Origin of the sequence: Vibrio wakamikoensis (assembly GCF_050337275.1) — a bacterium.
GTDB classification, from domain to species: Bacteria; Pseudomonadota; Gammaproteobacteria; order Enterobacterales; family Vibrionaceae; genus Vibrio; species Vibrio chaetopteri.
Window position 1 is genome coordinate 20,291 of the sequence record NZ_JAKJST010000043.1, and the last position, 22,978, is coordinate 43,268.

The following is a 22,978-nucleotide window of genomic DNA, read 5'->3' on the forward strand; positions in this document are numbered from 1 at the left end:
AAAGCCAATGCAACTGACAGATATCATCGTCCGGTGGCACAACGGCGATAAGCAGGCTGAGGGGCTGCTGTTTCATTATGCCTATGAACAACTAAAGAGCATCGCCCACAAAGAGCGGGTGCGTGCTTTAGATAAATTTGGTGATAATGCAGAACACCACGAGCAAGAGGTAAACAACACCACAGCTCTGATCCATGATGCTTACGTCAAACTGTCCCAGCATGACGTCAGCTATCTGCAGAATCGGAAGCAATTCTTCTTACTGGTCTCCAAGGTCGTACGCCAAATCCTTATCGACCAATCCAGAAAACGCCTCGCACAAAAGCGCCAACCCACAACCGCGACCACGCGAGACCAACAGAACTTTGATCAACTGATGAGCTTTGATAGTGCTTTAGGAGAGCTTAAAAAACGCTTCCCACGCCAATCCGAAGTGCTCCAATTGCGCTACTTTGCTGGCCTTAAAAATAAAGAAATCAGTGACATGCTGCAATGCAGCCCCAGTCTTATCGAGAAAGACCTCAAGTTCTCTCGCAGTTGGATGCAGTCACAGATATAAATTATTTTTACGGTTTTTTGTGACAATTACGTTCCTTGTTGCTCATTCAGTAAACGGTTAAAAAAGGGTCATTAACCGAGTGAAACCAAACAAGGAACGACCCTATGAAACAACTTAGCGCAATCGCCATCGCGGTTTCTTTGATTCTTACTGGCTGCGGCGGTAGCGATAATGGTGATGCCGGCACCTCAACTGGCGGCGGTGAGCAAACTAAGCCTTCGTTGCAGCGACTAGCTCTTGATGGCTACTTGGTAGACGCTGATGTCTACATTGACCGTAACCGTAACAACATTGCTGAAACCGACGAGAAGTTGACGGCTACCACTGATTCACAGGGTAAGTTCACCATTTCGGAGGCCGATGCCGAGTTCCCAGTCATCGTTCGCGCCGTTGCAGGTCGCAGTTACGATACCGATAAAGGCGGCAGGCTGATCAACACATTTGAGATCGCGGCACCAGCAGGCACCGCAGTTGTCAGCCCATTCTCAACCATTGCCGTTCTCGAACAGAAAACGCTGGAAGAAGTCGCGACAGATTTAAATATCGACAGCACCACCCTAGATACTGACTACGTGGCTGCAAAGCAAGCCAACGCCAACGCGAAACAAGTGCATGCCATTGCTCGCTCACTAACGTTGCAACTAGATAATGATCTCGCCAGCTCAGAAGCGAACCTTTCTGATATCAAAACTCAGCTCACAAACATCCAAGATAAAATTGCAGAACAGGTAAATAACGACGTCGATCTAGACACCATCATCGTTGATGAAAAGGGTAACGTTAGCGAATCGCCAAAAACCGTCAAAGACATGATGGTCGGCTCAACCTATTACTATGTGTCGACCAATGATGACTATTTCCACAAAGAGGGGGTTTCAGAAATCACCTTCCACGAGAATAAAGTCAGCTTTATCGATGACAACGGCAAAGTCGGCGAACACTCGCTTACCTACACCGATACTGGCTACATTACTCCTGACGGCGAAGAGACCATCATTTTACTTGGTGAAAAGCTCAGTCTAACCGTGACGCCTCAAAACGATTTGTTTGTCGCTAGCCAAGTAAACTTTGGTGACAACGGCTACGAAAAGCGTGTGGTAACGGCATCAGAGTTTGCTGGCAAGACTTTGTATCACTTCTGGGATGATTCCACGTCTAACAAGGCGGACCCAGATATGGCGAAGATTACCCTCAACACGGATGGTAGTGGCGTGATTGTGGAAAGACAGGGACTCAATTGGCCAGAGACTGAAATGCAAGGATCATGGCGTATTAGTGACCAAGGCGACCTCGTCCTTAGTGCTAGCGACTTCGATGAAGATTGGGTGATCTCGTTCACTACATTAACAAGCCAAGGCTTGCATGTAGCCTACGAAGACAGTCGTAATCAATCTAAGCCGCTATTGTTTACTGAGAACCACGATCTGGCTGACAACCTATATAGAGAATGGCTTAAACTCGCGAAGTAACGCGAGATCCTCAAACTGCCCTGCGGGGCAGTTTTTACACAACTCTGATCCCCACTCCCTTTCTTAGTTGGCAAAACTTCCTTATAGTTTGTGAAGACTGTAAGGAGTTGTTAATGGACAAAAAACACGTTTATTTCTTTGATGCGATGCGCTGTGTGGCGGCGCTGGCGGTGATCATCATTCATGCGCTTGGGCCTTACCGTCATGAACTTGGACAAATCCCAATGGGCGAATGGGTAACAGCGATCACCTTTAATGGTTTTAGCCGCTGGGCAGTACCAGTGTTTATCCTTATCACTGGCGCTCTCATGCTTAATGATACGCGCCCTTTCGATCTTAAATACTACCTATCGCGCCGATTAGGCAAAGTGCTGATCCCATTTTTAATGTGGTCGCTGTTTTACGCCTATTTGTCAGGCTGGACGATTGAAGGTTTTAATGGCGAAACGGTAAAAGAGGTACTCGCTGAGAGTTATCATCACCAAACTTATTACCACCTGGGATTTTTTTACTACTTCATCCCACTTTACGCAGCTATTCCGTTTCTGCAAATCTTCGTTCGTAAATTCGACGATGGGGCGCTTTATGCGTTCACAGGGCTCTGGTTATTGACGACCCTGCTATTCTTGATGCGTATAGATGGCCCTTGGAGTGAGCAGTTCTGGCTGTATATGGGATTGCTGCCACTGGGCTACATTTTGTATCAAAAGCTGCCTGCCAGTCGCGGCGTGGTGGTGATTTCCGTCATCCTTGGCGTTGGTGCGATGGCACTAAGCAGCTACATGGTGGTGCAAGGCAGTATTGAAGCCGACCGCTATTATGTCGGCCGCTGGTTCTCATACAAGACGCTGAATACAGTTCTCGCGGCAAGTATGATTTTCATTGTCTGTAAGGCATATGCGGACAATCTAAAACCAAAAGTGAAGAAGGTGGTGAGCTTTATCAGTCAATACAGTTTAGGTATCTATATTCTGCACCCGCTGTTTTTATGGCCGATGAATGAGCTAGGACTGCACCATGGACACCCGATTTATATGATCCCTTTCTGGGTCATCATCAGCGGCAGTTTGGCGCTGGCCACCAGCTGGCTGCTCGCTCGCAGCGCAAAAACTCGCTGGTTGCTGCCATAACGTTTACTTCCCGACACACACCACGTTCAGCAAGGTGTTACCTTTAAGCGGTGACACCTTGCCGTTGGTAAATAGTCCCTTCTGACCATCTCCCCAATACGGCATTTGCATCGGCCACTGGTTGTTGTTCATGACCTTGGAACCAACAAGTGCTTGCCACTCACTGTTGCTCACTAAATGCATATCGAGATCGCTGCATACCTTAATGGCGCTGTTGTAGCTTAAACGATTCCAAGCCTTATCATGCTCCATATAGAACTGATGGTCACCGCCCGAGAGGTAAGGAACAGCATAGCGTTTGCCATCGACCTGTGTAGAGAGTCGAACGGAGAGAGAAAAAGACTTGGTTGTAGGCAGTGCTGGAATGGTTGTCGCTTTCTTGGCAGGTTTTGGCGCTGTCGATTGGGATTGAGGTGTTGGTTGGGACTTGTCTTGGCCAGACTGAGGCTTAAGGGCAAGGGTTTTCTCAGATGCTTGTGGTTTACTGAAGGCGGCTTTTACACCGGTAGGGTTGGAGGGCTTGGCAACGGAGGAAGACGAAGCGCTCACCATCTTCCCGCTGCGCTCAACCACACGAATAAATGCATCTCCGTAGCCGCTTACTCCTTTAACCTCGATTAAGTCCCGCTTGGCTTTATTCACATCGGTGTAAGGGCCAATCAAACAGCGGTAACTGCTCTGCTGTGGCAGCATCCAGACATCGGAGGATATCTCCGAGTACAGTGGCATTGCCTGCTCAAGAGGCATCGGCGTCTCGAGTATCCCACATTGAATCCAATAAACAGCGTCTTTAGACTCCGGAACTGTGCTACCCCAAACCCCACTGCCGATGGGGCAGTTTTCCGCTAACACTGGGAGTTGATTCGTAGAAGCTTGGCTAGCATCACACAGAGCATCGTCTGCCAATACGTTCGTCGACACAGTCAATACCCCGAGCAGAACACTACTACGCAGCCAGCGTGATGAAACGCTTGCTAATCCCTTAACTCTGCCGAAAGAGCCCATACCTATCCCCTGAACACTTCATCTGGAATTTGCGACACAAATAAAAAGAGTCGCAATCATTTGCGACTCTTAGTGTAGTGAGGATTGGGTTTAAAAATCAATCTCTCTCGATCACCCTTTGTAGATTTTCGGGTTAAATACATCACGTAACCAGTCACCTAATAGGTTGATTACTAGTACTAAAGTGATCAGAACCAGGCCTGGGAACGCCGTGATCCACCAAGCACCCGAGAAGATGTACTTGAAGCCGATACTGATAAGTGCACCCAGCGACGGTTGGTCAACCGGTAGACCAAGTCCAAGGAACGACAGCGCTGCTTCTGACATGATCGCGTTCGCCACCTGTACTGTTGAGATAACTAAGATTGGCGACAAACAGTTTGGCAGAATGTGACGGAACATGATGCGTGGTGCTTTAAAGCCCATCACGCGCGCCGCTTCCACGTACTCTTTCTTCTTCTCAGCCAGTACCGAAGCACGGATGGTACGCGCATACTGTGGCCATTCGGCAATACCGATGATCACCACCAGCATCAGCACCGCATATTGACTGAAGAACTCGCTGCCAAAGCTCGCCTTAAAGATAGCCGAAACAATGATCGCCACCATCATGGTTGAGAACGATAGCTGAACGTCAGCAAAGCGCATTAGGAAGCTATCAACACGACCACCGAAGTAACCCGCTGACAGACCAATAACGGTACCTAGAAGTAGCTGAAGACCTACAGCAGCAAAGCCAATCGTTAGTGATAGACGAGAGCCGTAAAGAATCGTCGACAGAATATCACGACCTTGCTCATCGGTACCCAGCGGGAAGGTTGCGTCGCCGTCTTCCATCCAAGATGGTGGCAACTCGGCATCCATAATGTCGATGGTACTGAGATCATACGGGTTATGCGGTGCAATCAACGGCGAGGCCAACGACATCACTAGAATCACCATAAAGACAGTGAAACTCGTCATCGCAACCTTGTCGCGCTTAAAGTAATACAGAAAATCCGATTGTTTGAAACGCTCCCAACGTGAAGGAACAGTTTGTACTGCTTGTGTCATGGTTATGCTCCTTTACCAGTTAGGTTTACAGTTGGGTTAATCAGGCCGTATAGCAGGTCGACAATAGTGTTCGTCACAACGAAGATAAGACCTACAAAGATAACGTACGCAGTAATAAGTGGCGTATCTACACGGTTGATTGCCTCAAGGAAAAGGAAGCCTGTACCAGGCCACTGGAATACTGTTTCGGTTAGAATGGTATACGCCACCATAGTACCGATTTGTACGCCACCTACCGTCAATACCGGCAGCATGGTGTTTTTAAGAGCGTGTTGGTAGTAGATCTTATGCAGCGCTAGACCTTTCGCCTTACCAAACTTGATGTATTCAGAGCTCAGCACTTCTAGCATTTCTGCGCGCACTAGACGAATAAACAGCGGCAACATAATGGAAGCCAGTGCGATACATGGCAGCACTAGATGCGCCAGACCATCAAGCGTTAGGAAGCCAGAGTCCCAACCAAACCAGTTTGCGGTTTCACCTCGTCCGTAGGACGGGAGCCAGCCTAGTTCGATAGAGAAGACATACATCAACATGATTGCGGTTAGGAAAACAGGGATCGAGATACCGATGCTACTGCCTGCCATCACAACTTTGGTAAAGAAACTCTTCGGGTTAATTGCAGAGTAGACCCCAAGAGGGATAGATAAACAGATTATGATTAACGTGGCACCCAGTACCAGCTCTAGCGTCGCCACTAATTTGCTCGCAATCACTTCAACCGCAGGGCGCTTGAAGAAGTATGAGTTACCTAAATCACCTTGTACCGCGTTACCAAGAAAACGCGCGTATTTCGTAATGAAGGGATCGTTGAGGCCCATTTCATCTCGCATCGCTTGACGCTCTGCTTCTGAAACCGACTGACCTACAAGTTCACGCAACGGGTCGCCCAGGTTATCCTGAATGGCAAACGCCACCAAACTGATCACAAACATCACTATCAGTGCCTGAAACAGGCGCTTGACCAGAAACGAAAACATTCCTTGCCCCTTATGTATCCATTACATTAAAAATTTCGTTCAGCCTAAAAAAACGCGCTCTGCTCGCTGAACAAAGCAGAGCGCGATTATCTGTCGCTTACTCAGCGAGAGAGTGCCGCTTACTTAACGACTAGATCACCAAAGTATGGGAAGTTCATGCCGTTGATGATTGGGCCAATCTCAACGTTAGACTTCGCTGCCCATGATGGATCTTGCCAGTGTAGAGGAACAAACGCCGCTTCATCGTATAGCGTTGCTTCAACTTGCTTAAGCATCGCGCTTCGCTTCGCTAGGTCTGTCTCAGAGTTAGATGCAGCAACAATCTTGTCCACTTCTGGGTTAGAGTAGTGACCACAGTTGTACTGACCACGACCCGTTGTTTCATCACGAGTCATTGTTAGGAACTCTGTGAAGTTCGCTGAATCTTCTGTATCTGGGTGCCAGCCGATCATCATCATGTCTGCTGCACACTTATCAAACTCTGGCCAGTATTGCGCTTTAGGCATTGTCTTCAGATCAACCTTGATGCCGATCTTAGACAGCATTGCTGCCGCAGCTTGAGCAATCTTGTCATCGTTCACGTAACGGTTGTTTGGCGCCATCATAGATAGCGTAAAGCCGTTCTCGTAACCCGCTTCCTTCATTAGCTCTTTCGCTTTCTTCAGGTCGTAGCGTGGTGTTAGCTCTTCGTTGTAACCCGCGTAACCAACTGGGCTTTGCTGACCTGCAGGTGTCGCAGCACCTTTCATGATCTTCTTAGCAATACCTTCGTTGTTGATGGCGTGAACGATAGCTTGACGAACGCGAACGTCTTTCAGCGCTTCGTTGCTGTTTTGGTTCATTTGGAACGTGATTACACGCGTACCAGGCATAGTGTATAGGTTGATGTTGCTCGCGCTATCCACACGTTTGTAGTCGTTTGGTGCTACTGGAGCAATCATGTCTACGTCGCCAGAAAGAAGTGCTGCTACACGCGTTGCTGCTTCTTTGATTGGTACAAGTGTTAGGTTATCAACGTTACCTTTTGATGCGGTATCCCAGTAGTTAGGGTTACGCTCAAACTCAACCTTGATGCCTTGCTCACGTGATTTGACCGTGAATGGGCCAGTACCAGAAACGTTAGTAGAAGCAAAAGAGTTACCGTGCTTAACGATTTCGCCTTTGTCTGTACCGTCTGCCGCTGTACCTGAGTAGAACTTGCTGTCCATTGGGAAGATGTACGTTGCCACGTTCTCAACTAGCGGGTAAGTACCGTCAGTCTTGATTTCGATGGTGTAGTCGTCAACTTTAGTCAGTGATACTAGCGGCGCAAAGATACCTTTAAAGTCAGCAGACTTCTTAAGACGCGCAAATGTCCATACTACGTCGTCAGCCGTTAGCTCGTTACCAGAGTGGAACTTAACACCTTTACGTAGGTTGAAACGCATAGTTTCGTTGTCGACACGATCCCAAGACTCAGCCAAACGAGGCTCAAATTCCATGTCTTGGTTAAAACGTACTAGTGGGTCAAATACCATGTGTGAAAGCTGCATCACACCGCCAGATAGCTGCTCTTGTGGATCAAGCGTTACTGGGTCAGCGTCGTATGCTACGGTGATGTTTGCCGCTGCAGCGCTAAAGCTCAGGCCAGCTGCCATCAAAGCCACTGCTAATTTACTTTTCATGGTTTTCATTGTGCATAACTCCTTCATGCGGGGATCCGGATCCCTTTTTGTTGTGTTTGCTTCTGCTTATATTTCCATTAGGAACTTATTTGGCTTACGCCGTTTTTACTACTTCTTCTCTTAAACCTGTAAATTCAGGCATCAAGGAAATCAGGTGTTGGCTGTATTCGTGTTGTGGGTCGGTAAACAATTGCTCGGTTGGTGCCACTTCCAGTAGCGTACCCATCTGCATTACACCCACTCGATCACACATCTGACGGATAACCGGCAAATCGTGACTGATGAACAGCATGGTGAGGTTCAGCTCTTGCTGAAGGTCTTTAAGTAAGTTCAAAATCTGCGCCTGAACCGATACATCAAGGGCTGATGTAGGCTCATCACAAATCAATAGACGTGGACGCGTTGCCAGTGCGCGCGCGATAGAAATACGCTGACGCTGACCACCGGAGAACTCATGCGGATACTTCACACCCGCCATCTTACCAAGCCCCACGTGCTCAAGCAGATCTTCAACAATCTGTTTGGTTTCTGACTCGTTTGCGGTCAGTTTGTGGAAACGAATTGGCTCAGCGATGATGTCGTAGATCTTCATACGCGGGTTCATTGAGGTGTATGGGTTTTGGAACACCATCTGCATCTGACGACGCATTGGACGGCGCTCTTTCTCCGACTTAAGTGAGGTTAAGTCGATACCCTCAAAGGTCACTTTGCCTGAGTTTGGCGCGTACAGACCCGCGATAACGCGAGCAATGGTTGATTTACCAGAACCTGACTCACCCACCAGACCAAATGTCTCGCCCTCATGAACCTCAAAGCTCACGTTGTTCGACGCCTGAACGTACTCACGACGGCTTTCGAACAAAGAATCTTTGGTCACAAAGCGAAGGTTTACGTTCTCTACGTTAAGGAGTGGACCGGTGTAGTCACGGTGATCTTGGCTTTGACCTAGCCAGTGGTTTTTTACATCAAGCGGCTCCATTTCTTGAGCTTCTTCGATGTAACTAACCAGCGGGAAGCGATCCAGTTTCATGTCTGAACGAGGAACCGCAGAAATCAGGCTACGTGTATATGGATGATCAGGGTCACCCAGTACTTTCTTAGTCGCACCAAACTCAACCAGGTCACCGCGATACATTACCGCCACCCGGTCAGTCACGTTAGAAACCACACCCATATCATGCGTAACTAGCATACAACCCACGTTGTTCTTAATGCACAGGTCGCGAATCAAACCTAAGATTTGATCTTGAATTGATACATCCAGTGCCGTGGTTGGCTCATCAGCAATGATTAGCTCAGGCTCTCCCGCTAGCGCGATAGCGATAACCACACGCTGACGCATACCACCAGAGAACTGGTGTGGGTATTGTTTAAGACGGTTTTCTGGTTGTGGGATACCCACTTGCTTCATTAGGTTAAGCGAGCGCTCATAGGCTTGCTCATCCGTCACCTTCATATTGGCGTGGATGGTCTCTTTTAATTGTTGCTCAACCGTGAAGAGTGGATTAAGTGAGGTCATTGGGTCTTGGAAAATAAACCCGATTTTTGAGCCACGAACTTTTCGCATCTGTTCAGGAGATAGACCGGAGATTTTCTCTCCATCCAAGAACACTTCGCCACCAGCGATCGTTCCTGGAGGTGATAGCAAATCAATGACCGCATTACCTACGGTCGATTTACCTGCACCAGACTCACCCACAACACCAACAATTTCGCCGCGCTCAATATTGAACGACAAATTTTTAACCGCGGCATGTACCCCATGGCGAGATGGGTATTCGATACGAAGATCTTTAACTTCTAATAATGACATTACCAGACCTCTACTGCTTTGGCAGTTTTCTGCCCCTGTCTGAAAAATTGAATCCATTCTTAGACAGCATTTTCTGCTGACTAATTACAAGTGCATCAATTTGGCAAATCTTTCACAGAAAAGCAACAAAAATAGGATAAAAATTCGAATTCAGGCAAATCTAAAGCAGTATAAACGAATATTTATGCACATTAACTACATATAGCAATGGTAAGACCTATTGAAAAACTTGATGTAGCACCAATAAAACCCACTAAAAAACGATCATAAATCGCTACACATCACGATATTAGCCACATTAATAACTAACCAGCTTCGAATAGTTATTCCACAATGATTTTAACACCATGGAAACATAAATTTTGTCACAAAGTCATTTGCAGAACTAAAGTCTAGATCTTAATCACACTTCCTAGCCTAAATGCTCAGATTTTGAAAGTGAGCAACATTTTACTCTACATTAAATTGCAACATAGTCAGTGCTATCATTATGAACAAAACTCTAGCTTTTCCAGAAAACGCAGAGCGAAGCACCATTTCTTATCTCACAAGAATCGTAGAAATGTTATTCAGCCTACTCCAAGAGACACATCAGGCTATTTATAGAAAGAAATAGTACCTAGAAGAGTAAGCTTTCGCGTTTTAATCACAGCAATCATATGAAACCAGACTAGCGAAAGTCATGAAATCGAGCTCATTAGCTCTCCTGAGTTCACTCACCTACGCCACTTCGGAGTTTTCCAACCATCGAAAACGATAAAACCCCGTCTTTTGACGAGGCTTTCGAATAGTGGTCGGTAGAGGGATGTGATTGGTTCGACACTCGACGGCAGGGCTTCCATGGGACTGGCCACCTAGCCTCCCACCCGCATGGGCTTTCCTAAACTTATGAAAACACATACGAAAAAGGCCTTGTCTTTCGACAAGGCCTTGAATGGTGGTCGGTGAAGAGGGATTCGAACCCCCGACCCTCTGGTCCCAAACCAGATGCGCTACCAAGCTGCGCTATTCACCGACAATTTTTATTACGCTTTGCAACGTAAAGGGGAGCACTTTAATTTGAAAGGCTACCAAAATTAATGGGGTGGCTAACGAGATTCGAACTCGCGACCACCGGAATCACAATCCAGGGCTCTACCAACTGAGCTATAGCCACCACAAATTTTGTTTTGTCACCGTTAATACGATAACTAAAATAGTGGTCGGTGAAGAGGGATTCGAACCCCCGACCCTCTGGTCCCAAACCAGATGCGCTACCAAGCTGCGCTATTCACCGACGATGTTCTTTTCAGAACGATTTCGTTTCGATTAAATCAAAACAGGAGACAAAAGTCACCGAAATAATGGGGTGGCTAACGAGATTCGAACTCGCGACCACCGGAATCACAATCCAGGGCTCTACCAACTGAGCTATAGCCACCACTATTTGTTGCCAATAATTATATCCGGATGGCACGCCCGAAAGGATTCGAACCTTCGACCTTTGGCTCCGGAGGCCAACGCTCTATCCAGCTGAGCTACGGGCGCATGCCCTATCGGCGGATGGGAATAATACGGATATCACACTATGTCGTAAAGTACTTTTTCAACTTTTTTTCTCGTTTGTTGTCTTTTTCAGCACTTTGGTACCGAAAATAGTAGCTTGACGATGTGATTCACCCCGTGAAGCTGAAAAGTTGTGGTTTATTGCAACAAGTTAACAGGATATAATCACCCAATGTTTACATTGATTTAACAGCTGTTAGATCAGCAAGCAGAATAAAATCGTATAAATGAATAGCAAGCACCGACTTGCTACCTTGTTGGATAGTAAAGTGAGTTTAATGGATATGTCTCGTCGAATCTTAACTGTGTTGGTCGCTGCACTAACTTTTTCTACTGCCTCTTTTGCAGCGGATGTGAGCCAAGAAGAATATGACGCTATCGCAGAGCGTATTAAACCTGTTGGTGGTGTTTACTTAGCCGGCAGCGAGCCAGTTGCTGCAGAGCCGACTGGTCCACGCGATGGTGCAACTGTTTACAACACCTTCTGTACAGCTTGTCACTCAATTGGGGTGAGTGGTGCACCGAAAACGGGTGATGCGGGTGATTGGGCTCCGCGTATTGCACAAGGCAAAGACGTGCTAGCGGATCACGCAATCAACGGCTTTAACGCAATGCCAGCAAAAGGCTCTTGTATGGATTGTTCGGATCAAGAAATCATCGATGCTATCGAGCACATGATTGCTGGTCTGTAATTCAGAAAAAGCACTCTATATAAAGAAGGGGCTCACTAACCAGTGAGCCCCTTCTTTATATAGAGTGCAAAATGTCGTTACTTCTTATTGAACATCGCACGAATATTGGCAATGTGCGCTTGGCCTTTTTGCATCCGCTCTTCGGCAGAGACTGGCTTTTTGGATTGCTCCCAATCGACATCATCAAATGGAAGCTCATCTAGGAAACGACTATGCTCGGGTTTGATGAGCTCACCAAACTGACGGCGCTCTTTACAAATAGTAAATGTCAGCTCTTTTTGTGCCCGCGTGATACCCACATACATAAGTCGGCGCTCTTCCTCGACGTTGTCCTCATCAATACTGGTTTGATGCGGCAAAATCCCCTCTTCCGATCCAATCAAATAGACATAAGGGAACTCCAAGCCTTTTGAGGCATGCAGAGTCATAAGTTGAACAGCGTCGCTATCATCATCTTCTTCACCGCGCTCCATCATGTCACGCAAAGTAAGGCGCTGAACCACCTCTTTAAGTGTCTTCTCTTCTTTATCGTAATTGTCGCCCTCTAAGTCTGCGACAATCCAGGAATAGAGATCCGACACGTTCTTCATGCGCATTTCTGCTGCTTTTGCGCTTGATGAAGTCTCGTAGAGCCAGTCTTCGTAATTAATATCACGAACTAAGGCGCGCACAGCTTCTACTGTGTTTCCACGCTCGGCATTGTCGCCAATGGTCACTATCCATTGAGTAAAGCGACGCAGATTCTCAAGCCCCCGACCAGTTAGGTGCTGCTCTAGCCCCAACTCAAAACTGGCTTCGAACAGGCTCTTGCTACGCATATTGGCGTAGCTACCCAGCTTCTCCAATGTCGCCGGTCCAATTTCTCGACGCGGCGTATTGACGATGCGCAAGAATGCATTGTCATCGTCCGGGTTCACCAACACACGCAGGTAAGCCATGATGTCTTTGATTTCGGCACGAGCAAAAAACGAGGTGCCACCCGAGATCTTGTAAGGTACTCGGTTTTGCATCAACGCCTTTTCAATCAAGCGCGATTGATGGTTGCCTCTATATAAGACGGCATAATCACGATAATCGGTGCGATTAACAAAGCGGTGTGCAATAAGCTCGCCCGTAACGCGCTCTGCCTCATGTTCTTCATTCTTGGCTTTGAGTACCTTGAGCTTTTCGCCATCAGGGATCTCTGAGAACAGTGATTTCTCGAAAACGTGTGGGTTGTTAGCAATCAAGATATTCGCCGCACGCAGAATTCGACTCGTTGAACGATAGTTCTGCTCGAGCATCACCGCTTTAAGATTTGGGAAATCTTTGTTAAGCAGAACCAAGTTCTGAGGCTTAGCACCGCGCCATGAATAGATAGACTGATCGTCATCGCCTACCACGGTAAAACGAGCTCGCTCGCCAACAAGCAGCTTAACCAGCTCATACTGGCTGGTATTGGTATCTTGATACTCATCCACCAGCAAATACTGAATGCGTTTTTGCCAGCGTTCGCGCACTTCTTGGTTGGTTTTAAGCAAAATCACTGGCAACGCAATCAGATCATCAAAATCGAGCGCGTTGTAAGCTTTCATCTGGATTTGGTACATCTCAAAACAGTAAGCAAATAACTGCTCTTGCTCTGATCGCGCACTGCCTTTGACCTGCTCAGGAGTGAGCAGGTCGTTTTTCCAGTTCGATATGGAACTCAGTAGCAAGCGCAACAAATCTTTATCGCCATCAAGCTGCTTTTCTGTCAGCTCTTTGAGCAAAGCCATCTGATCCTGATCGTCGAATAGAGAGAAGCCAGCTTTCAAACCCAGCGCTTTGTACTCGCGGCGGATAATATTCAGCCCCATGGTATGGAACGTCGATACCATCAAGCCTTTTGATTCATTCTTTCCTAAGGTTTGCCCTACACGCTCTTTCATTTCGCGCGCAGCTTTATTGGTAAACGTCACCGCAGCGATATTTCTCGCCTTATACCCGCAGTTTTGTACTAGGTAGGCTATCTTATTAGTAATCACGCGGGTTTTACCCGACCCTGCGCCGGCAAGAACCAGACATGGACCAGAGACGTATTTAACCGCCATATCTTGCTGCGGATTTAGCTTCATTGAAGTGCTCACTAGTGAAGTTTTGTAACGCGCACATAATAGACTGCGAATGCAGACAATGCCATGTCCCGTAGGTTTTTTTAACCTTTATAAAAGAAGGTTAAAAAATAAGTTGCACAAATATGCCCAGATTGTTTTATAATGAATGAACGTTCATTCACTGATAAGCGGATGGCTAATGATGGCAATCAATACCAACGACAAACGACTGCAAATCCTAGAAGCGGCGCAAAAAATGGTCGCCGAAGTTGGGATACAGGGCGTGTCGATGCAAAAACTCGCCAATAGAGCAGGTGTCGCAGCCGGCACAATTTATCGATACTTCGATGATAAGGACCATCTTTTAGAAGAGCTACGACAGTTTGTGGTGTCTCGCATGGCGAAGGCAGTACAAGAAGGCGTGGATGCGGACAAACCGCTCAAGGAGCAGTATCGCACCATGTGGTTAAACATTTGGCGGGTAGCAGCCTCCAATATCGACTCGTTAAAGACTCGCGTCCAATACGATTCGATTCCTTCAAAAAATAGTTATGAAACTCGGGAACAGGAACGAAAAATGTTTGCCCAAGTGGATAACCTATTCAACGAAGGAAAGAAACAAGGGGTTTTCAAAAACCTCGATAATGAAATTCTGTCTGGACTAAGCTTAGAAGCAAGCGTATCGCTTGCTCGCAAGCATGCTCTGGGTCTGTATCAACTTGATGATGCATCGCTGGAAGCTGCGATTGAAGCAAGTTGGGATGCAATTATTAAACACTAATGTGGAGTTCTCGTTAGAATGAAAAAGTGGACATTTTTCATGCTACTTATCGCAATACTGCTGTTCGGCAGTGTGATAGGTTTCAACCTGTTCAAGCAACAGAAAATTGCTGAGTATTTAGCTAACCGCCCGGAGCCTGAGTTTCCAGTCACCGTGACCACTGTTAAACCTGTAGATTGGGTACCAGTTATCGAAGCCATCGGTTTCGTAGAACCTAACCAAGGTGTCACGCTGACTTCAGAAACGAGTGGTGTGATCAGCAATATCTCGTTTGCATCTGGCTCTATGGTTGAAAAGGGTCAATTGCTGGTATCTCTGGACTCAGACGTAGAAAAAGCGAACCTTAAAAGTTCACAGGCGCGTCTACCTGCAGCGAAAGCAAAGTACGAGCGTTACCAAGGTCTTTACAAGAAAGGCTCTATCTCTCGTGAAGCTTACGATGATGCCGAAGCGAGCTACTTCTCTCTATCCGCGGATATCGAAAGCTTGAAAGCTCAGATTGACCGCCGTGAGATCAAAGCGCCATTCTCTGGTGTTGTTGGTATCCGTAACGTATTCCTTGGTCAATACCTACAACCAAGTGACGACATCGTGCGTCTTGAAGACACTAGCCTAATGAAGCTGCGTTTTACTGTTCCTCAGACAGATTTCTCTCGCGTTTCGATTGGCCAAGATGTCGACATCTTTGTTGATGCATATCCAAACCAACCATTTAAAGGCTCTATCTCTGCGATTGAACCTGCGGTTAGCATCCAAAGTGGTCTGATCCAAGTTCAAGCAGACATTCCAAACAACGATGGCAAACTGCGTAGCGGTATGTTCGCTCGTGCGAACATCATTCTGCCTAAGCTAGAGAACCAAGTGACGCTACCGCAAACTGCTATCACGTTTACGCTATACGGCGACAACGTTTATGTCGTGACTGATGTTGATGGCGAGAAGCGCGTTAAGCAGCAAGTCGTTAAAGTTGGTGAGCGTACTGGCGATATCGCCCACATCCTAGAAGGCGTGAGCCCAGATGACATCATTGTTACCTCTGGTCAGGTTCGTCTGAGTAACGACGTGAAAGTTAAAGTGGTGGAAAGTGATGCAACTGTCCCACCAGCTGAGACACCGATGCTGTAATTGGAGGCAAAATGCGTTTTACTGATATTTTCATAAAACGTCCTGTTCTTGCGGTATCGATCAGTTTCTTGATTGCCTTGCTTGGTTTGCAAGCCGTATTCAAGATGCAGGTACGTGAATACCCAGAAATGACGAATACGGTTGTCACAGTGACAACCAGCTACTACGGTGCGAGTGCCGACTTGGTGCAGGGCTTTATTACTCAGCCCCTAGAGCAAGCGGTGGCACAAGCCGACAACATCGACTATATGACATCGCAATCGGTGCTTGGTAAGTCGACAATTACGGTAAACATGAAGCTCAATACAGATCCGAATGCGGCGCTGTCAGATATTCTGGCAAAGACCAACTCGGTTCGTTCTCAGCTTCCTAAAGAGTCTGAAGACCCTACGGTAACCATGTCGACGGGTTCGACAACCGCGGTACTTTATATCGGCTTTACCAGTGATGAGTTGGCGTCGAGTCAGATTACCGACTACCTAGAGCGTGTAATCAACCCGCAGCTATTTACCGTCAACGGCGTATCGAAAGTGGATATGTATGGTGGTATGAAATACGCACTACGCGTATGGCTAGACCCACTGAAAATGGCCGCACTGAAGATGACGGCATCGGACGTAATGAACGTTCTGAATGCCAACAACTATCAGTCTGCAACGGGTCAAGCAACGGGTGAGTTCGTTCTGTATAACGGCAGCGCCGATACTCAGGTATCGAACACAGAAGAGCTAAAGAACCTTGTTGTGAGCTCAAGTGACGGTCAAGTGATTCGCTTAGGTGACATCGCAAAAGTGACGCTTGAGAAAAGTCACGACGTATACCGCGCAAGTGCGAACGGCCAAGAAGCGGTAGTAGCAGCGATCAACGCGGCACCAAGTGCTAACCCGATCAACATTGCAGCCGATGTGCTTGAACTTCTTCCTCAGCTTGAGAAGAACCTACCAAGCAACATCAAAATGAACGTGATGTATGACTCAACAGTAGCGATCAACGAATCGATTCAAGAGGTTATCAAAACCATCCTTGAAGCGGCATTAATCGTACTGGTGGTTATCACTCTATTCCTAGGTTCGTTCCGTGCGGTACTGATCCCTATCGTAACTATCCCGCTATCCCTGATTGGTGTAGCGATGGTGATGCAGGCGATTGGCTTCTCATGGAACCTGATGACGCTGCTGGCGATGGTACTGGCTATCGGTCTGGTAGTAGATGATGCGATCGTTGTTCTTGAGAACGTCGACCGTCACATCAAACTAGGTGAGTCACCGTTCCGTGCAGCCATCATTGGTACACGTGAGATTGCGGTACCGGTTATCGCAATGACACTTACATTGGGTGCAGTATATGCGCCGATCGCTTTGATGGGTGGTATCACAGGCTCGCTGTTTAAAGAGTTTGCCCTGACGCTGGCGGGGTCGGTATTTGTCTCCGGTATCATCGCATTGACGCTATCGCCAATGATGTGTTCGAAGCTACTCAAAGCGAACGAGACACCAAACCGTTTCGAGGAAAAAGTACATCATGTACTTGATCGCATGACCGCTCGCTACGAGAAAATGCTAACGGCAGTTATGCTGCACCGTCCGGTTATTATCGGCTTTGCGATCATCGTGTTTGCCTCTCTCCCTATGCTGTTCAAGTTCATTCCAAGTGAACTTGCACCATCGGAAGATAAAGGCGTAGTGATGTTGATGGGTACTGGTCCGTCGAATGCGAACCTAGACTATCTACAAAACACCATGAACGATGTGAACAAAATTCTGAGCGATCAGCCGGAAGTGGCGTTTGCACAGGTGTTTACTGGTGTTCCTAACTCAAACCAAGCATTTGGTATTGCGTCAATGGTGCCGTGGAGTCAACGTGAAGCAAGCCAAGCTGAAGTGGCGAACCGTGTAGGTGCTCTTGTCGCTGAAGTACCAGGTATGGCTGTGACTGCGTTCCAGATGCCTGAGCTTCCTGGTGCAGGTTCAGGTCTGCCTATTCAGTTTGTTATCACGACACCAAACAGCTTTGAGAGCTTGTTTACTATCGCGACTGATATCTGGAGTGACGTACAGCAAAACCCACAGTTTGTATACTCAACACTGGATTTGAACTACGACTCAGCGACGATGAAAATCAATATCGACAAGGACATGGCTGGCGCCTACGGCGTGACCATGCAAGATATCGGTATTACGCTGAGTGCTATGATGGCCGATGGCTACGTCAACCGTATCGACCTAAATGGTCGTTCGTATGAGGTAATTCCTCAGGTTGAACGTAAGTATCGTCTAAACCCAGAGTCGATGAACATGTACTTCGTACGCTCTGACGACGGTCAAGCTATCCCACTAGGTAGCCTTATCAGTATCGATGTGGTTGCAGAGCCTCGCTCACTGCCTCACTTCAACCAGCTGAACTCAGCAACGGTAGGTGCGGTACCGTCACCAGGCGTAGCGATGGGTGATGCGATTGCATGGTTTGAATCGATTGCAGAAAGCAAACTGCCAAGCGGCTACAACCATGACTACATGGGTGAAGCTCGTCAGTACGTAACTGAAGGTAGCGCACTGTACGCAACATTTGGTCTGGCACTGGCGATCATCTTCTTAGTACTGGCTATCCAGTTTGAGTCGATTAAAGACCCATTCGTTATCATGGTCTCGGTACCGTTAGCGATTTGTGGTGCCTTGATTGCTCTAGCTTGGGGCGCAGCGACCATGAACATCTACTCGCAGGTTGGTTTGATTACCCTAGTCGGTCTGATCACCAAGCACGGTATTCTTATCTGTGAGGTAGCTAAAGAAGAGCAGCTTCTGCATAAGAAGAGCAAGATGGAAGCGGTCATGGAAGCGGCGAAAGTACGTCTTCGCCCAATCCTAATGACAACGGCGGCGATGATCGCAGGTCTTATCCCACTGATGTACGCATCAGGTGCGGGTGCGGCTCAACGCTTTAGTATCGGTATCGTAATCGTTGCAGGTCTTGCCATTGGTACGCTGTTTACGCTATTTGTACTGCCAGTTATCTACACCTACTTGGCAGAACGTCATAAGCCACTACCTGTGTTTGTTGAAGACAAAGACTTAGAGAAAATTGCACGAGTTGACGAAGCTTCAGCTGCATGCAAAGAGAATCGCGTATAAACAGTTAATGTGATTCTACGTTGTTAATTGAAGATAACGTAATTAGAAAAAGGCCACATTGTGGCCTTTTTTATTACGCTAAATAACGACATTGCTCGGTGGATTACATAGAATAGTGGGATTACTTAAGGAGTTACCAGACATGTTTGACCCAAAGAAACTTGAACAGATTGCTAAGCAAATTCACGACTCTATGCCACAACCCGTGAAAGAGCTTGGTGCGGATGTTGATCAGAAAGTACGTCAAGTGATTCAAGGCCAATTGAATAAGCTTGATGTGGTTAGCCGTGAAGAGTTTGACGTGCAGACTCAAGTACTGCTTCGTACTCGCCAAAAGCTAACGGAAATGGAACAAAAGCTTGCCGAGCTAGAACAAAAGCTAGCTGACAAGTAACCATTTGTTCGCTGCATTCCGAGCATTAAGCTCAAATGACACTGACAAAAAAAAGGGGCTACCGATTGGTAGCCCCTTTTACTATGTTGTGTTTACTTTTTTATCTAATTTATGGTCGGCTTAGCCGCCTACAGCGATGCGCTTCATGTCTGTCATGTAGCCACGTAGCTCTTCACCGATGTACTCAACTGGGTGGTTGCGGATAACGTCGTTTACTTCGATTAGCTTGCCGTTATCTACATGGTTAGATGTCTCACCTAGGCCTTTACCGATTACGTCAGTACCTACTGATGGCATGAACTTCTCACGAAGAAGTGGGGTTGCAACGTTAGCGAATAGGTAGTTGCCGTATTCAGCAGTATCAGAGATTACTACGTTCATTTCGTATAGACGCTTACGTGCAATCGTGTTTGCAATCAGTGGTAGTTCGTGTAGAGACTCGTAGTATGCAGACTCATCGATAATACCAGATGCCGTCATTGCTTCGAACGCAAGCTCAACACCGGCACGAACCATAGCCACCATTAGGATGCCGTTGTCGAAGTATTCTTGCTCAGAAATTTCTACATCAGATGATGGGTAGTTTTCGAATGCTGTTTCAGCAGTTTCTTCACGCCAGCCTAGAAGGTTCACGTCATCATTTGCCCAGTCAGCCATCATAGTGCTAGAGAATTCGCCTTGGATGATGTCATCCATGTGCTTGTTGTAAAGCGGACGCATTAGGTCTTTTAGCTCTTCAGACAGGTCAAACGCCTTCACTTTCGCTGGGTTAGATAGGCGATCCATCATGTGCGTGATGCCACCAAATTTCAGTGCTTCCGTGATAGTTTCCCAACCGAACTGAAGTAGTTTACCTGCGTAGCTTGGGTCAATACCGTCAGCAATCATCTTCTCGTAACATACGATTGAACCCGCTTGTAGCATGCCACAAAGGATAGTTTGCTCACCCATTAGGTCAGACTTAACTTCAGCAACGAATGAAGACTCTAGAACACCTGCACGGTGGCCGCCTGTTGCTGCTGCCCATGCTTTCGCGATTTCAAGACCATCACCTTGAGGATCGTTTTCTGGGTGAACTGCGATAAGAGTCGGAACACCAAAACCACGCTTGTATTCTTCACGAACCTCTGTACCTGGACACTTAGGCGCAACCATGACAACCGTTAGGTCTTTACGGATTTGCATACCTTCTTCAACGATGTTGAAGCCGTGAGAGTAACCTAGTGATGCGCCTTCTTTCATTAGCGGCATTACCGTCTCAACCACGTTAGTGTGCTGCTTGTCTGGAGTTAGGTTAACAACTAGGTCAGCTTGAGGGATTAGGTTTTCGTAGCTACCAACAACGAAGCCGTTGTCTTTCGCGTTTTTGAACGATTGACGCTGCTCATCAATTGCAGTCTGACGAAGTGCGTACGACACGTCTAGGCCAGAATCGCGCATGTTCAAGCCTTGGTTTAGGCCTTGAGCACCACAACCAACAATGACTACTTTCTTACCTTTTAGGTAATCCGCTTCTGAAGCAAATTCAGAGCGATCCATAAAACGACAACGACCTAGTTGGTCTAATTGCTCACGCAAGTTAAGAGTATTGAAATAGTTAGCCATAGTTGGGCTCTCCTGTTGAATTCTGTCCATAGTGTCGATGCTTATCATCGAATGACTTCATACTAAAACAGAGACCAAATTGCTTAAAGTGATATATTCACAATTTGTTATTGCAATTAATGCAACTACCGATATCTTTAGTGTTATGAATATTAAAAGCCTTCAAGCTTTTATCCACCTTTGTGAGAGTAAAAGCTTCAGTAAAACCGCAACAGCGATGCATGTCAGTGCTTCTGCACTGAGTCGCCAGATTCAAAAGCTAGAACAAGACACCCATCAAAGCCTGTTCTTACGTGATAACCGCTCAGTAGAGCTAACGCCTGCAGGCAAGAAATTACTGCCGATCGCCGTTAACATTGTGAGTGAGTGGCAACAGTTTCAATCAGACAGCCAACATGGTGAACAGGAACTTCGCGGCAAGCTACGACTGTTTTGTTCGGTCACCGCAAGTTACAGCCATCTGCCCGAACTATTGGCAGAGTTTAGGCTGCTCTATCCCTATATCGAGTTTGAGCTCTCAACAGGCGATCCCGCGCAAGCAATAGATAAAGTCATTAACGATGAGACCGACATTGCTATCTCAGCTTTGCCCGAACTGCTTCCTGCAAGGTTGGAATTTGAGACCATCAGTGAGATCCCTCTATCTGTCATCGCGCCAGCAGGGGTCAGCAGCTTTGGCTCTGAACTTGCTGATGGCATGCCAGACTGGAATAAGATCCCGTTTATAGTCCCAGAAGCGGGTACCGCTCGCGAAAGAGCCAATCTATGGTTTAAAAAAATGCGCATTAAGCCCAACATCTATGCACAGGTATCGGGTCATGAAGCCATTGTTAGTATGGTGGCACTGGGGTGTGGCGTGGGCATTGCACCAGAGGTCGTTATCGTCAACAGTCCGGTTCGGGACAAGATCCAGCGTCTAAAGCTGGAGCCTATCAAACCCTTCAAGTTAGGGGTGGTATGTAAACGCTCAAACCTCGATAACCCACTGCTGTCCGCATTTTGGAAAGTCGCTGAGAAGGTCTATATTCAGCCTTAGTACAGCAGTGGTCGCATCAACAAATCTGTTGACTGCATATAGTTCTGTTGACTGCATATAGTGTGTACGGACGATATAAGTAGAAAAATACGAAAAAGGCTCTGACCTAAGTCAGAGCCTTGAATATAGCAGATGTAAAAAAGCCCCGTCTTTCGACGAGGCTTTAAATATGGCAGGGGTCGGCATTCCGGAGATTCGACCGGGCTGGCGACCCAGCTCCCAACACGTTGCTTTGAAAAAGCAAAAACGAAAAAGGCTCCGACCTAAGTCAGAGCCTTTGAATATGGCAGGGGTGGAGAGATTCGAACTCCCAACACGCGGATTTGGAATCCGCTGCTCTGCCAATTGGAGCTACACCCCTAAAGTGTTATCTAATCTATGCTATTTAATTTCTTAAATCAACACGTTAGATTCAAAAAAGCCTCGTCGTTAGACGAGGCTTCTTAATAAGTGGCGGAGTGGACGGGACTCGAACCCGCGACCCCCGGCGTGACAGGCCGGTATTCTAACCAACTGAACTACCACTCCGCAGTGGCATACTTGCTATTGCAAGTGTCCAAAATTCAAAGCCTGGCGATGTCCTACTCTCACATGGGGAAGCCCCACACTACCATCGGCGCTATTGCGTTTCACTTCTGAGTTCGGCATGGAAATCAGGTGGGTCCACAATGCTATGGTCGCCAAGCAAATTCTGTTTTGCCTTCAGATTTTCTGAAAATCTGAAAACAATAAATCCGGAAAGCTGTTAATGCGTTCTCTACACATTCAATTTGTTCTTGCTTTGAGTCCATCAAAACCCTTTGGGTGTTGTATGGTTAAGCCTCACGGGCAATTAGTACAGGTTAGCTCAACGCCTCACAACGCTTACACACCCTGCCTATCAACGTTCTAGTCTCGAACAACCCTTTAGGACACTTAAAGTGC

16 protein-coding genes, 7 tRNA genes and 2 rRNA genes are annotated in these 22,978 nt (G+C 47.1%); 9 read left to right on the top strand and 16 right to left on the bottom strand.

Going from position 1 to position 22,978, the window contains the following annotated elements; genetic code table 11:
* Window positions 1-7: 7 nt before the first annotated feature.
* The 3 genes from L4C42_RS21790 (at window position 8) to L4C42_RS21800 (ending at window position 3,158) form a co-directional block, all read left to right on the top strand.
* Window positions 8-559 (top strand): ECF-type sigma factor, encoded by a 552-nt coding sequence (locus tag L4C42_RS21790; RefSeq protein ID WP_353497442.1) that lies wholly within the window; start codon window positions 8-10, stop codon window positions 557-559.
* Between the two features lie 104 nt (window positions 560-663).
* Entirely contained in the window at window positions 664-2,028 is a 1,365-nt protein-coding gene (locus tag L4C42_RS21795) for a hypothetical protein (RefSeq protein WP_353497443.1), read from the top strand.
* A gap of 113 nt (window positions 2,029-2,141) precedes the next feature.
* Entirely contained in the window at window positions 2,142-3,158 is a 1,017-nt protein-coding gene (locus tag L4C42_RS21800) for an acyltransferase (protein WP_353497444.1), read from the top strand.
* A gap of 3 nt (window positions 3,159-3,161) precedes the next feature.
* Here L4C42_RS21800 and L4C42_RS21805 read toward each other — a convergent pair whose 3' ends face one another.
* The 10 genes from L4C42_RS21805 to L4C42_RS21850 all read right to left on the bottom strand — a co-directional run bounded on the left by L4C42_RS21805 (window position 3,162) and on the right by L4C42_RS21850 (window position 11,200).
* The gene (locus L4C42_RS21805) at window positions 3,162-4,163 is read right to left on the bottom strand and encodes an SPOR domain-containing protein (protein ID WP_353497445.1); all 1,002 of its coding nucleotides are present in this window, start codon (window positions 4,161-4,163) and stop codon (window positions 3,162-3,164) included.
* A 111-nt stretch (window positions 4,164-4,274) separates the two neighbouring features.
* On the bottom strand, window positions 4,275-5,216 hold the full coding sequence (locus L4C42_RS21810; RefSeq protein WP_353497446.1) for an ABC transporter permease: 942 nt from the start codon (window positions 5,214-5,216) through the stop codon (window positions 4,275-4,277).
* A 2-nt stretch (window positions 5,217-5,218) separates the two neighbouring features.
* A complete protein-coding gene (locus tag L4C42_RS21815) occupies window positions 5,219-6,196 on the bottom strand; it encodes an ABC transporter permease (RefSeq protein ID WP_353497447.1) in 978 nt (325 codons plus the stop codon).
* A 119-nt stretch (window positions 6,197-6,315) separates the two neighbouring features.
* Window positions 6,316-7,869 (bottom strand): ABC transporter substrate-binding protein, encoded by a 1,554-nt coding sequence (locus tag L4C42_RS21820; protein ID WP_353497448.1) that lies wholly within the window; start codon window positions 7,867-7,869, stop codon window positions 6,316-6,318.
* Between the two features lie 85 nt (window positions 7,870-7,954).
* The gene (locus tag L4C42_RS21825; protein ID WP_353497449.1) at window positions 7,955-9,673 is read right to left on the bottom strand and encodes a dipeptide ABC transporter ATP-binding protein; all 1,719 of its coding nucleotides are present in this window, start codon (window positions 9,671-9,673) and stop codon (window positions 7,955-7,957) included.
* A gap of 938 nt (window positions 9,674-10,611) precedes the next feature.
* Window positions 10,612-10,688, bottom strand: a tRNA-Pro gene (locus L4C42_RS21830).
* 65 nt (window positions 10,689-10,753) lie between these two features.
* Window positions 10,754-10,829 (bottom strand) — tRNA-His (locus tag L4C42_RS21835).
* Between the two features lie 43 nt (window positions 10,830-10,872).
* Window positions 10,873-10,949: transfer RNA gene (locus tag L4C42_RS21840), tRNA-Pro, on the bottom strand.
* 68 nt (window positions 10,950-11,017) lie between these two features.
* Window positions 11,018-11,093, bottom strand: a tRNA-His gene (locus L4C42_RS21845).
* A gap of 30 nt (window positions 11,094-11,123) precedes the next feature.
* Window positions 11,124-11,200, bottom strand: a tRNA-Arg gene (locus L4C42_RS21850).
* A gap of 296 nt (window positions 11,201-11,496) precedes the next feature.
* Here L4C42_RS21850 and L4C42_RS21855 point away from each other — a divergent pair.
* On the top strand, window positions 11,497-11,910 hold the full coding sequence (locus L4C42_RS21855; protein WP_042501986.1) for a c-type cytochrome: 414 nt from the start codon (window positions 11,497-11,499) through the stop codon (window positions 11,908-11,910).
* 77 nt (window positions 11,911-11,987) lie between these two features.
* On the opposite strand, the gene rep is transcribed toward L4C42_RS21855, so the two are convergent.
* Window positions 11,988-14,006: a DNA helicase Rep gene (gene rep / locus L4C42_RS21860; RefSeq protein ID WP_353497450.1), complete on the bottom strand. Its 2,019-nt coding sequence runs from the start codon at window positions 14,004-14,006 to the stop codon at window positions 11,988-11,990.
* Window positions 14,007-14,187: 181 nt separating this feature from the next.
* Here rep and L4C42_RS21865 point away from each other — a divergent pair, with 181 nt between their 5' ends.
* From L4C42_RS21865 to ubiK, 4 genes are all read left to right on the top strand, one after another.
* Window positions 14,188-14,766, top strand: coding sequence for a TetR/AcrR family transcriptional regulator (locus L4C42_RS21865; protein WP_353498627.1), 579 nt, complete (start codon window positions 14,188-14,190; stop codon window positions 14,764-14,766).
* An 18-nt stretch (window positions 14,767-14,784) separates the two neighbouring features.
* Complete coding sequence (locus L4C42_RS21870) at window positions 14,785-15,891, top strand: efflux RND transporter periplasmic adaptor subunit (protein WP_353497451.1); 1,107 nt, start codon at window positions 14,785-14,787, stop codon at window positions 15,889-15,891.
* Window positions 15,892-15,902: 11 nt separating this feature from the next.
* Window positions 15,903-19,019 (top strand): multidrug efflux RND transporter permease subunit, encoded by a 3,117-nt coding sequence (locus L4C42_RS21875; protein ID WP_353497452.1) that lies wholly within the window; start codon window positions 15,903-15,905, stop codon window positions 19,017-19,019.
* A gap of 142 nt (window positions 19,020-19,161) precedes the next feature.
* The gene (ubiK, locus tag L4C42_RS21880; protein ID WP_042477776.1) at window positions 19,162-19,413 is read left to right on the top strand and encodes a ubiquinone biosynthesis accessory factor UbiK; all 252 of its coding nucleotides are present in this window, start codon (window positions 19,162-19,164) and stop codon (window positions 19,411-19,413) included.
* Window positions 19,414-19,533: 120 nt separating this feature from the next.
* On the opposite strand, the gene ilvC is transcribed toward ubiK, so the two are convergent.
* Window positions 19,534-21,018, bottom strand: a complete 1,485-nt coding sequence (gene ilvC / locus L4C42_RS21885) for a ketol-acid reductoisomerase (RefSeq protein WP_418641813.1) — start codon at window positions 21,016-21,018, stop codon at window positions 19,534-19,536.
* Between the two features lie 145 nt (window positions 21,019-21,163).
* On the opposite strand from ilvC, the gene ilvY reads away from it, so the two are divergent.
* The gene (gene ilvY, locus L4C42_RS21890) at window positions 21,164-22,054 is read left to right on the top strand and encodes an HTH-type transcriptional activator IlvY (protein WP_353497453.1); all 891 of its coding nucleotides are present in this window, start codon (window positions 21,164-21,166) and stop codon (window positions 22,052-22,054) included.
* A gap of 284 nt (window positions 22,055-22,338) precedes the next feature.
* Here ilvY and L4C42_RS21895 read toward each other — a convergent pair.
* The 4 genes from L4C42_RS21895 to L4C42_RS21910 form a co-directional block, all read right to left on the bottom strand.
* Window positions 22,339-22,415: transfer RNA gene (locus L4C42_RS21895), tRNA-Trp, on the bottom strand.
* Between the two features lie 90 nt (window positions 22,416-22,505).
* A tRNA-Asp gene (locus L4C42_RS21900) sits at window positions 22,506-22,582 on the bottom strand.
* A 40-nt stretch (window positions 22,583-22,622) separates the two neighbouring features.
* Window positions 22,623-22,739, bottom strand: a 5S ribosomal RNA gene (rrf, locus tag L4C42_RS21905).
* Between the two features lie 126 nt (window positions 22,740-22,865).
* Window positions 22,866-22,978, bottom strand: a 23S ribosomal RNA gene (locus L4C42_RS21910); the annotation flags it as partial.

Coding starts and splice junctions, on each gene's coding strand:
- L4C42_RS21855 (WP_042501986.1), top strand. CDS start 11,497: ATGGATATGTCTCGTCGAATCTTAACTGTGTTGGTCGCTGCACTAACT.
- L4C42_RS21800 (WP_353497444.1), top strand. CDS start 2,142: ATGGACAAAAAACACGTTTATTTCTTTGATGCGATGCGCTGTGTGGCG.
- ilvY (WP_353497453.1), top strand. CDS start 21,164: ATGAATATTAAAAGCCTTCAAGCTTTTATCCACCTTTGTGAGAGTAAA.
- ubiK (WP_042477776.1), top strand. CDS start 19,162: ATGTTTGACCCAAAGAAACTTGAACAGATTGCTAAGCAAATTCACGAC.
- L4C42_RS21805 (WP_353497445.1), bottom strand. CDS start 4,163: ATGGGCTCTTTCGGCAGAGTTAAGGGATTAGCAAGCGTTTCATCACGC.
- L4C42_RS21795 (WP_353497443.1), top strand. CDS start 664: ATGAAACAACTTAGCGCAATCGCCATCGCGGTTTCTTTGATTCTTACT.
- L4C42_RS21790 (WP_353497442.1), top strand. CDS start 8: ATGCAACTGACAGATATCATCGTCCGGTGGCACAACGGCGATAAGCAG.
- L4C42_RS21870 (WP_353497451.1), top strand. CDS start 14,785: ATGAAAAAGTGGACATTTTTCATGCTACTTATCGCAATACTGCTGTTC.
- L4C42_RS21825 (WP_353497449.1), bottom strand. CDS start 9,673: ATGTCATTATTAGAAGTTAAAGATCTTCGTATCGAATACCCATCTCGC.
- L4C42_RS21875 (WP_353497452.1), top strand. CDS start 15,903: ATGCGTTTTACTGATATTTTCATAAAACGTCCTGTTCTTGCGGTATCG.
- rep (WP_353497450.1), bottom strand. CDS start 14,006: ATGAAGCTAAATCCGCAGCAAGATATGGCGGTTAAATACGTCTCTGGT.
- L4C42_RS21810 (WP_353497446.1), bottom strand. CDS start 5,216: ATGACACAAGCAGTACAAACTGTTCCTTCACGTTGGGAGCGTTTCAAA.
- L4C42_RS21865 (WP_353498627.1), top strand. CDS start 14,188: ATGGCAATCAATACCAACGACAAACGACTGCAAATCCTAGAAGCGGCG.
- ilvC (WP_418641813.1), bottom strand. CDS start 21,018: ATGGCTAACTATTTCAATACTCTTAACTTGCGTGAGCAATTAGACCAA.
- L4C42_RS21820 (WP_353497448.1), bottom strand. CDS start 7,869: ATGAAAACCATGAAAAGTAAATTAGCAGTGGCTTTGATGGCAGCTGGC.
- L4C42_RS21815 (WP_353497447.1), bottom strand. CDS start 6,196: ATGTTTTCGTTTCTGGTCAAGCGCCTGTTTCAGGCACTGATAGTGATG.